This window comes from Pauljensenia sp. C0254C2 (assembly GCF_056583835.1).
In genome coordinates this window covers 72469-86071 of record NZ_JBWPJO010000005.1, presented here as the reverse complement: position 1 = coordinate 86071, position 13603 = coordinate 72469, and the positions used below count along the sequence as shown (strand labels likewise).

Annotated in this window: 7 protein-coding genes; all 7 read left to right on the top strand. The window is 59.5% G+C overall.

Annotation, left to right across the window (positions count from 1 at the left end):
• The first annotated feature begins 884 nt into the window (after positions 1-884).
• The 7 genes from rplJ to AC1DA5_RS05280 all read left to right on the top strand — a co-directional run bounded on the left by rplJ (position 885) and on the right by AC1DA5_RS05280 (position 13220).
• The gene (rplJ, locus tag AC1DA5_RS05310; protein ID WP_058237180.1) at positions 885-1406 is read left to right on the top strand and encodes a 50S ribosomal protein L10; all 522 of its coding nucleotides are present in this window, start codon (positions 885-887) and stop codon (positions 1404-1406) included.
• 102 nt (positions 1407-1508) lie between these two features.
• Positions 1509-1895 (top strand): 50S ribosomal protein L7/L12, encoded by a 387-nt coding sequence (rplL, locus tag AC1DA5_RS05305; RefSeq protein ID WP_058237859.1) that lies wholly within the window; start codon positions 1509-1511, stop codon positions 1893-1895.
• Positions 1896-2150: 255 nt separating this feature from the next.
• Complete coding sequence (rfbB, locus tag AC1DA5_RS05300) at positions 2151-3164, top strand: dTDP-glucose 4,6-dehydratase (RefSeq protein WP_480289470.1); 1014 nt, start codon at positions 2151-2153, stop codon at positions 3162-3164.
• Positions 3165-3563: 399 nt separating this feature from the next.
• Entirely contained in the window at positions 3564-4913 is a 1350-nt protein-coding gene (locus tag AC1DA5_RS05295) for a serine hydrolase domain-containing protein (protein WP_480289468.1), read from the top strand.
• Between the two features lie 270 nt (positions 4914-5183).
• Positions 5184-5405: a hypothetical protein gene (locus AC1DA5_RS05290; RefSeq protein WP_480289466.1), complete on the top strand. Its 222-nt coding sequence runs from the start codon at positions 5184-5186 to the stop codon at positions 5403-5405.
• A gap of 279 nt (positions 5406-5684) precedes the next feature.
• Positions 5685-9164 carry a DNA-directed RNA polymerase subunit beta gene (gene rpoB / locus AC1DA5_RS05285; protein ID WP_480289465.1) on the top strand — a complete coding sequence of 1160 codons (3480 nt, stop codon included), beginning with the start codon at positions 5685-5687 and terminating at the stop codon, positions 9162-9164.
• Between the two features lie 150 nt (positions 9165-9314).
• Positions 9315-13220: a DNA-directed RNA polymerase subunit beta' gene (locus AC1DA5_RS05280; protein WP_092648787.1), complete on the top strand. Its 3906-nt coding sequence runs from the start codon at positions 9315-9317 to the stop codon at positions 13218-13220.
• Positions 13221-13603: the final 383 nt, after the last annotated feature.

Sequence of the window (13603 nt, the reverse complement as noted above, 5' to 3'; positions counted from 1 at the left end):
GTCACGTCGCAATCTTGATAAATGGGGGTGGGTTCGCACGCGTGTGCGAACCCACCCTCATTGTGTGCCGTCATCGATGAGCCCTGTCTTGAACGCGCGGTCTCTTTCTAGCGCACCGTCTCCAGCGCATGGCATTTTGACCTGCGCCGACTTCAGCACATGGCGACTCTCTAGTGGAACGTCTTCGTTGCGTGCCACCTTTTCCGCGTCCGGTCTCATCCGCATTTCGTCTTACTCTCGGCAGCCCCCTTTTACCGAAGCCCACCCACCCCTACCAATCCCAACTGTCGATCTCGATGGACCAAGAAGGCGGGCTGGATTACTGGCTTTCACCACTGACGAACGTCTTCACTGATCAGAGAGTGTTATTCGAGGAAGGTGTGGGCCTCCCTCGTCAATTAGGACGACAACGGGAGCTCCAGATCGACAGTTGGGGATTAATGCGGAGAGGATGAGGGGGAGGCGGGGAAGATGAGGGGAGGCGGAGAGGAAGGCCGAGGAGCAGGTCGAGAGCAGGCCAAGAGGGATGCCGAGGGGAGCTAAGAGAGCGAGCGGAGAGAACGGCGAGAAAAAGTGAGAGGAGAACACGTGGGAATGTGCAGGATGTCAGAGGCATAAGGGCGGGAATAAATAGCGGCACGCAAACGTGTTTCGTTGCACACACCGCACAGTAGAGGCCGCACATCGATCTTGGTATAGTGAAACAGCCAAAGACCGTCGGACATCTACTGACAGTAGATCGAAGCGCAAGAGCGACCGACGCAGGTAACGTGACTTGAACAGCTCCCTTGCGGAAACCTGGACAAGCGTGGTGCAAGCCCGACACGAACCTGCGTGTCGGGCTTTTTCGTGGGTACGGCGGCTGACTTTTCGGAAGGAGGACCATGGCGAGGTCTGACAAGGAGGCAGTTGTCGCCGAGCTGACGGAGAAGTTCCGCAACTCGGATGCCGTGCTGCTGACTGAGTATCGCGGTCTGACCGTTGCACAGCTCAAGGAGCTGCGTCGCGGTTTGGGCAATGACGTGAGCTACGCCGTGGTGAAGAACACGCTGGCACGGCTGGCGGCCCGCGAAGTCGGATTCGATTTCCTCGAGGACGACCTGAAGGGCCCGACAGCTATTGCATTCGTCAGCGGTGAGCCGGTTGAGGCCGCCAAGACGCTGCGTGATTTTGCCAAGGATAACCCGGCGCTGGTTTTGAAGTCTGGCGCTATGGATGGTGTCGCACTCGATGCTGACGCCGTCAAGAAGCTTGCTGATCTGGAATCCCGCGAGGTCCTGCTGGCCAAGGCTGCAGGTGCCCTCAAGGCGAAGCTCTCCCAGGCTGCGTACGCATTCAATGCACTGCCCACCAAGGCTGTGCGCACAATCGATGCTCTTCGCGACAAGCAGGAGCAAGCGGCCTGACGCGACAGGCCCCGGGTTACTGGCCTCACCGCCATGCACCCGGACTCATTTACACAACGTAATCTGCTCGCGTAGCAGGCCAAACAAGGAAGGATGCCACTCATGGCTAAGCTCTCCGCAGATGAGCTCATCGAAGCTTTCAAGGAAATGACCCTGATCGAGCTGTCCGATTTCGTCAAGCAGTTCGAAGAGGTCTTCGACGTTGAGGCTGCCGCACCGGCCGCCGCCGTTGTTGCAGCACCAGCCGCTGGCGGTGAAGAAGCAGCAGCTGAAGAAAAGACCGAGTTCGAGGTTGTCCTCGAAGCAGCCGGCGACAAGAAGGTTGCCGTTATCAAGGCTGTCAAGTCCCTCACCGGCCTCGGCCTGAAGGACGCCAAGGGCCTGGTTGACGGCGCACCGTCGACCATCTTCGAGAACGCTTCCAAGGAAGACGCCGAGAAGGCCAAGGCAGAGATCGAAGAGGCTGGCGGCACCGTCACCCTCAAGTGATTTCACTTGAAACTCTCGCGCTAGCTTAAGCGCATATCAAGTTGTCGCGGTTCAGCATCAGCTGGGCCGCGACACTTGTATATGGGCGGTGTGGCCACTGTGCGCAGTGTGGGCAGGCGGTGACGCGCGAGCCCCGCAACCGTGATGTCTGCACGCTAGCCGTCCGGCAGCGATGTCTGCACGCGAATGCCGCGCCCCGCTGCTCCGAGTGGGAGTGCTTTCCGTGTGACAATTGACGAGGGGAAAGGAGGATCCATGTCGGACACCATGAACTCCCTGCTGGTCACCGGTGGCTGCGGTTTCGTCGGCAGTAACTTTGTGCGATTCGCACTCGAACGCGATCCTCATATTCGCATCACGGTGCTCGACAAGTTGACCTATGCCGCCAACCGGCACAATCTTGATGGTTTGCCGCCCGGCAGAGTCGCCCTCGTCGTTGGGGATATTTGTGACGAGGAGCTGGTTGAATCCCTGGTCGCTGACCACGAGGCCGTCGTGAACTTTGCCGCCGAAAGCCACAATGACAAATCGATTGCTGACCCCGAGCCTTTCATCCACACTAACATTTCAGGCACCTACAGACTGCTGGAGGCATGCCGGCACCATGAGCGGCGCTTTCATCACGTCAGCACCGACGAAGTGTACGGCGACCTGGCTCTCGATGATTCCATGCGATTCACTGAAGAATCACCTGTGAAGCCGTCAAGCCCTTACAGCGCCAGCAAAGCCTCGTCTGACCTGCTGGCATGCGCGTGGTTTCGCACCTTCGGTGTCCGGGTGACGATTTCGAACAGCTCGAACAACTACGGACCATATCAACACATTGAGAAATTCATTCCTCGACAGATCACGAACATTTTGACCGGCCGGCGCGCCAAGCTGTACGGCGATGGACGAAACGTTCGCGACTGGATCCATGTCGACGACCATTCGGCGGCCGTTTGGCAGATCCTGTGTCGCGGCATACCCGGAGAAACATACCTGATTTCCGCCGAAGGGGAGCGTTCCAACTGTGACGTTTTACGCTCGATCTTGCGCCTCATGGGCAGGGACGAGGATGACTTCGACTGGGTCGGGGATCGGCCCGGCCATGATCGCCGATACGCGCTGGATGCGAGCAAACTGCGCCGGGATCTTGGGTGGGAGCCGGAAAAGAGGGATTTTGAAGCGGGGCTGGCTGAGGTGATCGCCTGGTATCGCTCACATGAATCGTGGTGGCGTGACGGCAAGGATGTCATTGAACATCAGTACGCACGCTGGGGGCACTGAAGATCTCGCCGTCTGCATCCTCGGTGTGTGGGGGCAGGATGTGTGCTGGGACGCTAAGCTGCGACTGGTGCGTCGCGTAATTGCAGGTATGCGGGTTTTCTGTGCTCCCGAAGCTCTCGGCGAAGGCGGCAGCTTCAACTCCGCCCTCCATTCCATTCCCCAACTGTCGATCTCACCTCGTTTGCACACACGCCGTATATGCTCGCGAGCTTCTGACCTGCAAAAGGAGCGGAGTCTGCTCGGCAATAGGTCACTCAGACCCGTTGAAATCGACAGATGGGGGACGAGGGGTGTGAGGGAGCGAAGGGCGGTATGCGGATCGGCCCGTGCGGCGGTAGCGGTGGCAGCGGCGGTGAACCTGCGAGAAACTGACAGTGCAAGCGCGCAAAGGAGAGTGCCATGAATACGGAAATGAACAGCCGGACAGATGCAGCCGCACGTGACATCGACGCGGATGAGCCGCGCCGCGCCGGAGAGGTGCACGGCTGGGTCGACGAACGATTCGAGTCGGTCAAGACTCTTTTCGCACGCATGCTCCAGCGCGATCCCACCTACTCTGCTCAGGTGTGCGCCTACGTCAACGGTGACAAGATCGTTGACTTATGGGGCGGCGGTCTCATGGATGGGCAGACGGTTACAGGGTTTTTCTCGGCAACAAAAGGTGCTTCCGCACTGACCTTGGCGCGCTTGGTTGACTCAGGTGACTTGGATCTTGAGCAGCGAGTTGCGTATTACTGGCCGGAGTTTGCCGCCTGTGGCAAAGACCAGATTACAGTCAGCCAAATGCTGTCCCATCAGGCGGGACTGCTTGGCGAAGAATCGATGCGTTTGATGGATGTGCCCTATGACTCGCGCGGGATGGCGGCAAAGTTGGCAGCCATGTCACCGCTGTGGCGCCCGGGCACGGCGTTTGGCTACCACGGCCGCACGATCGGACCGCTGATGGAGGAACTTTTCCGTCGAGTCGCCGGCGAGGACCTGCAAACCCATTACGAGCGTGAGGTTCGTGCCCCACGTGACATTGACTTCTATATCGGCTTTCCTGAATCGGAAGATGATCGCTACGAACCCATCCTGCCGTCTCTCCCCTTCGAGAAAGCCCTGGCGGAACGTGACAAGCGTGGCGAACGGGTTCCGGGAACCGCCGCTCTGTCCGACGATCCTGGCGCCGGGCCTGTCAGCGCTGATGAGCTTGCGGCAGCGGTAGGCCAGTGCGAGCTCGGAGATTCGCTTGGCGCGCTGTCCGCACTCGGTGGCGGCGTCATTGAGCCAGACAACACACCCACACCGAACCACCGCCATATTCGTGCCGCCGGCGTTGCGTCGACAGGTGGGGTCGGTTCCGCTCGCGGCCTGGCTCGCCTGTACGCAGCAGCTGTCACCGGTCTCAACGACTGTTCTGCTTCACGAATTGACGAGAGAAACCCACGCCATGATCTGTCTGAGCCGTTCTTAACGCCTGACACGGTGAAACTAATGGGAACGCAGCAGGTGTTCGGGATGGATCGAGTGCTGCAAAACGTCATGTGTTTTGCTCGGGTGTTTCAAAAGCCCAATGGTATGTTCCCGTTTGGCTCCTATCAGGCTATCGGGCACGACGGTGCGGGCGGAGCGTTGGGCTTTGCTGATCCGTTCTACGGCTTGGCATTCGGATACAACGTGCGCCGCATGAACGAGCCTGGCGGACTGGACCCGAAGTCAGTGCTGCTGTCTGCTTGTATTCGCGACATCCTTGGCGGCGGCCGGTAGGGCCTGCTGTCTGCTGGCTCGCGTGTATTGAGCACCTGGCGAGCGGTTACTAATTCGGTTCGCCGTTCGTTCCCGTGCTCGCTTTCTCTCACCACCCCCTTCCGTACTATTCCCGTCTGTCGATCTCGACTTTCTCCCCTCATTTACCCGACCGTCGATCTCGCCTTCCTCCCTTCGATTCACCCATCTGTCGATCTCAGCGCACTCAGTTCGGGTGTCATTGCACGTCCGCGCCTGCGACCTGCATAAACGGATGGGTACCCTCGTCAATTGCGAAGAAAACCGGTCGAGATCGACAGAAGGGAAGCGGAGGGAGAGGAGGAGAGGGAGAAGGAGAGAGGAGGGAGAGGGGGAGAGGAGGAGGGAGAGGCGGCACTCGGGGCTGGGAAAAGACGGCGACCAGCCGCCGGCAACAACCAGCCAGACGGAAAGGGCAGAAACAGCGAATGGAAAGGGTGGAAAACAGTGAAGGGGAGGGACAGAGAACAGTGAACGGGGGCAAAGAACAGTGAACGGGAGGGGCAGAGAAAAGTGAAAGCGCCGGTCAGGCCCCAAGCAACACGGCGGTGGGGTCCGTGAGATTGGGCACAGCTTCGCGCATACCCCTTGCCGACGGCGGCGAAGGATTCTAACATAACTATTTGCGCCTGATGACGCCCGAGGTGAGCTGTGCCCGCACGCGAGACCAGCGCTAAGTGTGCTAGCGACACAGTATCAGATAGGGGCGGCAGGCGGGAGCGCGCACTCACCGACTGCAGGGAAGGACACCCTTTGGCTGCCAGTAGCACCACTGCACATCAGCCCAGGAACCGTATCTCATTTGCGAAGCTTCGCGAACCTTTGCAGGCCCCGAACCTGCTGGGTCTGCAGATTCAGAGCTTCGACTGGCTTCTGGGGAACGACAATTGGAAACAACGCGTTGAGGCTGCGAAAGCTTCAGGCGGATTCGACGTGCCGGACGTTTCCGGGCTGGAAGAAATCTTCCAGGAGATCTCGCCGATCGAAGACGTCGCACAAACCATGTCATTGTCATTCCGCGACCATCGACTCGAACGCCCGAAGTACTCGGTCGAAGAGGCAAAGGCCAAGGATTACACGTACTCAGCACCGATGTACGTCACCGCCGAGTTCATGAATTACATGACCGGCGAAATCAAGTCGCAGACCGTCTTCATGGGTGACTTCCCCCTGATGACCAAGCGCGGCACTTTCATCATTAACGGCACGGAGCGCGTCGTTGTCTCCCAGCTGGTCCGTTCGCCTGGCGTGTACTTCGAGCGCACATCTGACCGCTCCTCCGATAAGGAAATCTTCGGAGCCAAAGTCATCCCCAGCCGCGGTGCCTGGCTCGAATTCGAGATCGACAAGCGCGACGCAGTGGGTGTGCGTATCGACCGCAAGCGTAAGCAGTCGGTGACTCACTTCCTCAAGGCTATCGGCATGACCGAAGCTGAGATCCGTGAACAGTTCGCGGACTACCCGGTTTTGCTGGAAACCCTTGAGAAGGACACGGTCGACACCCAGGAGGAAGCTCTCCTGGATATCTACCGCAAGATTCGCCCCGGTGAGCCCGCAGTCGTCGACGCAGCTCAGACACTGCTGAACAACTTCTACTTCGATTCCAAGCGCTACGACCTGGCGAAGGTTGGCCGCTACAAGATCAACAAGAAGCTGGCTCTGGATGCGGATCCTCGTACCTCCGTTCTGACGCTGGAAGACATCGTCACGACCATCAAATACATGCTCTCGATGCATAAGGGTGACAAGACGTTCACCGGCGTGCGTGGCGGCAAAGCCGTGGAAGTCAGCGTTGAGTCGGACGATATTGACCACTTTGGTAACCGTCGTATCCGCGCGGTGGGCGAACTGATCCAGTCGCAAGTGCGTACCGGCCTGGCGCGCATGGAACGCACCGTGCGTGAACGCATGACAACGCAGGAAGCCGATTCGATCACGCCTCAGTCGCTGATCAATATCCGCCCCGTTGTCGCAGCGATCAAGGAGTTCTTCGGAACATCCCAGCTGTCACAGTTCATGGATCAGAACAACCCGCTGGCCGGTTTGACGCACAAGCGCCGCCTGTCGGCACTGGGCCCTGGCGGTCTGTCGCGTGACCGTGCCGGCATGGAGGTCCGTGACGTTCACCCGTCGCACTACGGACGCATGTGCCCGATTGAAACCCCTGAAGGCCCAAACATTGGTCTGATCGGCACGATGGCGACGTTCGCGCGCATCAACCCCTTCGGTTTCATCGAGACGCCGTACCGCGTGGTGCGTGGCGGCCACGTCACCGACGAGGTCGAGTACCTGACCGCTGATGACGAGAACGGCCACTACATCGCTCAGGCATCATCGCCGCTGACGGAGGACAACACTTTTGCCGAAGAGATGGTTCTGTGCCGTCTCTCCGGCGAAGACCCGTTGCTCGTTGCACGCGACGACGTTGACTACATGGACGTTTCTGCACGTCAGATGGTCTCTGTTGCCACCGCGTTCATCCCGTTCCTCGAGCACGATGACGCCAACCGAGCCCTGATGGGCGCGAACATGCAGCGCCAGGCTGTCCCGTTGCTGCGCACCGAAGCTCCACTGGTCGGCACCGGCATGGAACGCCGCGCCGCTCAGGACTCAGGCGAAATGGTGATCGCTGAGCGCGCCGGTGTCGTCACCGAGGTCAGCGCCGACTTGATCGTCGTTGAAACTGACGAGGGTGGCCGCGACACCTACCGACTCGAAAAGTTTGAGCGCTCCAACCCCGGCAACTGCACGAACCAGCGTGTCATTGTCGAGGAAGGCCAACGCGTTGAAGAAGCAGACGTTCTGGCTGATGGCCCGGCCACCGACAACGGTGAAGTCGCCCTCGGAAAGAACCTGCTGGTCGCCTACATGTCGTGGGAAGGCCTGAACTACGAGGATGCCGTGATTCTGTCACGCCGCGTCGTGCAGGATGACGTCCTGACCTCCATCCATATTGAGGAGTACGAGGTTGACGCCCGCGAAACGAAGCTGGGCGACGAGGAAATCACGCGCGACATTCCGAACGTGTCCGAGGAATCACTGGCTGACCTTGACGAACGCGGCATCATCCGCATCGGCGCTGAGGTTCAGGCCGGCGACATCCTGGTCGGCAAGGTCACCCCGAAGGGTGAAACCGAACTGACCAGTGAGGAGCGCCTGCTGCGCGCCATCTTCGGTGAGAAGGCGCGCGAAGTGCGCGACACCTGCCTGCGTGTCCCACACGGTGAAGAGGGCATCGTCATTGGCGTGCGCGAGTTCAATGACGAAGAAGACGATCTGAACCCCGGCGTGCGCCAGACGGTGCGCGTGTACGTGGCTCAGCGCCGCAAGATCACCATTGGTGACAAGATGGCTGGCCGTCACGGAAACAAGGGCGTCGTCTCCAAGATTCTGCCTGTCGAAGACATGCCGTTCCTGGAAGATGGCACACCTGTGGACATCATCTTGAACCCGCTGGGCGTTCCTGGACGTATGAACGTCGGTCAGGTGCTCGAGTACCACCTCGGCTGGCTGGCTCACCAGGGTTGGGATGCCACGAAGGCGAAGGAAGCTGGCGAAGACTGGACGAAGTTCCTGCCTGAGAACGGCATCAGCGCCGAGCCCGGCTCCTTGGTTGCAACCCCCGTGTTCGACGGTCTGGAAGCAGATGAGCTGCAAGGCCTGCTGCGTTCAGTTCGTCCCAACCGTGATGGAGAGCGCTTGACCAACGATGAAGGTAAAGCTCAGCTGTTTGATGGCCGTTCGGGTGAACCGTTCCCGTACCCCATCGCAGTGGGGTACGCCTACATGCTCAAGCTGCACCACTTGGTTGACGACAAGATTCATGCCCGTTCAACCGGCCCGTACTCGATGATTACGCAGCAGCCGCTGGGTGGTAAAGCCCAGTTCGGTGGCCAGCGCTTCGGCGAGATGGAGGTGTGGGCACTGGAGGCCTACGGTGCCGCCTACGCCCTCCAGGAGCTGCTCACCATCAAGTCGGACGACACCGTTGGACGTGTCAAGGTCTACGAAGCCATTGTCAAGGGTGAAGACATCCCGGAACCTGGTATTCCAGAGTCCTTCAGGGTCCTCATCCAGGAAATGCGCTCGCTGTGCTTGAACGTTGAAGCACTCGACGCGGCAGGCAACCCGATTGACCTGCGCGACGAGGACGAATCGTACGATGCGCAAGAGGATATGGGCATCACCTTGGATGCCCGTCCGAACGCAGCAGCAACCATTGACGCCATTTAACTCAGTCGGTTCCGCGGCGCACAGGTCGCCCTCGTCAATCAAGACGACGAACGAGGGCGACGCGCTTGCGGGGAACCTCAGCCCCTCCAGCGGCGGGCTTGAGCAGACCACTTACGCTGGAACCGACGAACTAATGCAAGGAGCGAGACCTTGATCGACGCTAAGACGTTCGACAGCCTCAAGATCACCCTGGCAACGACAGATGACATCTCAGGATGGTCCCACGGCGAGGTAAAAAAGCCCGAAACGATTAACTACCGCACCCTCAAGCCTGAGCGCGACGGCTTGTTCGGTGAACAGATTTTTGGTCCGACCCGCGACTGGGAATGTGCGTGTGGCAAGTACAAGCGCGTGCGCTACAAGGGCATCGTGTGTGAAAAGTGTGGCGTCGAAGTCACACGCTCGAAGGTGCGTCGCGAGCGCATGGGTCATATCGACCTGGCAGCGCCTGTCACGCACATCTGGTACTTCAAAGGCGTGCCCTCACGCCTCGGATACGTCCTGGACCTGGCTCCGAAGGACCTCGAAAAGGTTATCTACTTCGCTGCCTACATGATCACCGAGGTTGACGAAAAGGGTCGCGACGAGGACCTTGCCGACCTGCGCAGCGAGCTCGAAGTTGAAAAGGGCCACCTGGAGTCCCAGCGTGACGACGCGATCAACCAGCGCGCCGAAAAGCTGGAGCAGACCCTGGCACAGATGGAAGCCGATGGCGCCAAAGCTGCCGATCGCGACCGTGAACGCAAGGCAGGGGAACGCGAAATGGGGCAGATTCGCCGCCGTTTCGACCGCGACCTGGAACAGCTGGAGACCGTGTGGGAGCGTTTCCGCGACCTCAAGGTTGGTGACCTGGAAGGTGACGAGCGCCTATACCGCGCCATGCAGCTGCGTTACGGCACGTACTTCAAGGGCGATATGGGTGCAGCCGCCATTCAGAAGCGTCTGCAGACCTTCGACCTGGATGCCGAAGTGGAGAACCTGCGCAACACGATCGCCAACGAGTCGGGCCCGCGCAAGACCCGTGCGATCAAGCGCCTGAAGGTCGTCAACGCCTTTGTGCAAACCGGTAACAAGCCTGAGTCGATGGTGCTGACCGCTATCCCCGTCATCCCGCCGGATCTGCGCCCGATGGTTCAGCTGGACGGTGGCCGCTTTGCGACCTCGGACCTGAACGATCTGTACCGTCGCGTCATCAACCGCAACACGCGCCTGAAGAGGCTGCTGGAGCTGGGTGCGCCCGAGATCATTGTCAACAACGAAAAGCGCATGCTGCAGGAGTCTGTGGACGCGCTGTTCGACAACGGCCGTCGTGGCCGCCCCGTGGCCGGTCCTGGTAACCGCCCGCTGAAGTCGATCTCTGACATGCTCAAAGGCAAGCAGGGTCGTTTCCGTCAAAACCTGCTCGGTAAGCGCGTGGACTACTCGGGCCGTTCGGTCATCGTGGTGGGCCCGCAGCTGAAACTGCACCAGTGCGGTCTGCCCAAGCAGATGGCTCTGGAACTGTTCAAGCCATTCGTGATGAAGCGCCTGGTTGAGAAGTCGTTCGCGCAGAACGTCAAGGCAGCCAAGCGTAAGGTTGAGCGCCAGCGCCCCGAGGTGTGGGACGTCCTCGACGACGTTATTCGTGAGCACCCGGTGCTGCTGAACCGCGCACCTACACTGCACCGCCTGGGCATTCAAGCCTTCGAACCGCAGCTGATTGAAGGTAAAGCTATTCAGCTGCACCCGCTGGCCTGTGGCGCGTTCAACGCTGACTTTGACGGTGACCAGATGGCAGTCCACCTCCCGCTGGGTGCTGAGGCTCAGGCTGAGGCACGCATCCTGATGCTGTCGACGAACAACATCCTCAAGCCTTCCGACGGTCGCCCTGTTGCAATGCCGTCGCAGGACATGATCATTGGTCTGTTCCACCTGACCAGTGATCCTGATCCGGCTGTTGAGGTGGCGACTGATGAAAACGGTGAGCCGGTTGTGCCGTGCTATTCGTCAGTGGCTGAGGCACGTATGGCGTTTGATCGTGGCGAACTGGATCTGAATGCCCGTGCACGGATCCGCTTCACCGACATTGTGCCGCCCAAGGGCTGGGAAGTCCCGGAGAACTGGGAAGAAGGCGATCCGATCCTGCTGGAAACCTCGCTGGGGCGCGCGATCTTCAACGAGACTCTGCCGGTCGACTACCCGTTCGTCAACTACGTTGTGGGTAAGAAGCAGCTGGGAACGATCGTTAACACATTGACGGAGCGTTACCCGAACGTCCTCGTCGCCGAATCTCTGGACGCACTGAAAGCTGCCGGTTTCCACTGGTCAACTTGGTCTGGCATCACAATCGCGTTCTCTGACATTCAGGCGTCAGACCGCAAGGAAGAAATCCTGGCGCGTTACGAAGCCAAGGCTGCGGAGATTCAGGACCAGTTCGACACCGGTATCATCCTGGAAGAAACCCGGTACGAGGAACTGGTCAAGCTGTGGCTGAAGTGCACTGAGGAAGTTGCTGACGACATGCGTCAGAACTTCGATGCTCGCAACACCGTCTACCGCATGGTGTCGTCGGGTGCTCGTGGTAACTGGAGCCAGGTCCAGCAGATCGCCGGTATGCGTGGTCTGGTGTCTGACCCGAAGCAGAAGCTCATTGAGCGTCCGATTAAGGCAAACTACCGTGAAGGCCTGACGGTTCTGGAGTACTTCATCGCAACTCACGGCGCTCGTAAGGGTCTGGCTGATACCGCTCTTCGTACCGCCGAATCTGGTTACCTGACCCGCCGTCTGGTCGACGTGTCGCAGGACGTGATTGTGCGTGAAGAGAACTGCGGTACCCGCGCCGGCATTCGCGTGCCGATCGCCCGCAAGAACGAGTTCGACGAGTGGGAAGCCGTTGAAGCGGTTGAGACTACCGCGTACGCCCGTACGCTTGCTCGCGATGCGGTGGGTGAAGATGGCACTGTCGTGGCGGAGGCTGGCACCGACATTGGTGATGACCTGATTGCTCAGATGGTTGCCGCCGGTGTGACCGAGGTGACGACCCGTTCCGTGCTGACCTGTGAGTCGGCGGTGGGCGTGTGCGCCAGCTGTTATGGCCGTTCGCTGGCCACCGGTAAGCGTGTCTCGATCGGTGAAGCTGTCGGTATTATCGCAGCTCAGTCGATTGGTGAGCCTGGTACCCAGCTGACGATGCGTACGTTCCACACCGGTGGTGCTGCGTCGGCTGCTGACATTACCCAGGGTCTGCCGCGTGTTCAGGAGCTCTTCGAGGCGCGCAGCCCGAAGATTGAAGCCAAGATGAACGAGGCCGCCGGTCGCGTCCATATTGACGACGAAGATCCCGGTTCACGCAAGATCGTGATCACTCGCGATGATGGCCGTGAGGATTCAGTCATCGAGGTGACTCGTCGCCAGAAACTCCTGGTGAACGAGGGCGACCACATCGAAGCTGGAACCCCGTTGACTGAAGGCCAGTTGGATCCCAAGGAGGTCCTGCGTATTATGGGCCGCAATGTGGCTCAGAAGCAGCTGGTTGATGAGGTGCAGAAGGTCTACCGCGATCAGGGTGTGGGTATTCACGCCAAGCACATCGAGGTCATCGTGCGCCAGATGCTGCGCAAGATCACTATTCTGGAGCCGGGCGACACCTCGTTCATGCCGGGTCAGCTGGTGGATCGTTCAGCGTACTTGTCGGCCAACCGTCGAGTTGCCGCCGAGGGCGGTCAGCCCGCGTCAGGTCGCCAGATGCTGATGGGTATCACCAAGGCGTCGTTGGCAACGGATTCGTGGCTGTCGGCTGCGTCCTTCCAGGAGACCACAAAGGTCCTGACCGAAGCCGCCATGAACGGCAAGGTTGATCACCTGGTGGGTCTGAAGGAGAACGTCATCCTCGGAAAGTTGATCCCGGCCGGCACCGGCCTGGCTCGCTACAACCAGGTTGTCGTGGAGCCCACTGCTGAGGCAATGGCCGATGCGAACTATTCCGAACTGGATTTCCAGGATGGAGAAGTTCCTGAGTCCTTCCTGGCCTCGCTCGACTCGATCGATTTCGGAATTCCGTTCCACGGCCAGAACTGACCGTTAACCTCAGGTGGCTGGTGTAAGCCCGCGAATTGCGGCGGGCTTGCACCAGCCGCTTCTTTTTATGGCGCGGTATGGTGCCTTGCACGGTGTGATGAGGTCCCTCGTTACGGCGTGGTGAGGCTCTTTGTGCGCTGAGGGGAGTATTTCCTCCGCGACTGGGCGAGTTGCCTTAAGCGGTGTGGTGGAGGCTCCTCGTTGTGGAGTGGCGAATTTCCTTGTGCGGTGAAGGAGAGCTTGTGCGGTGAGGGAAAGCTTAAGGTGCGCGAGAGAGATTCATTGTGTGGTCTGGCGACTCCCTCCCCGCTCAGTCACTGTCTCTTTCAAGGAAGTACCGATTGCGATGTCGAGGCGGTTATCTTTCTTGAATTAGCTGGTGT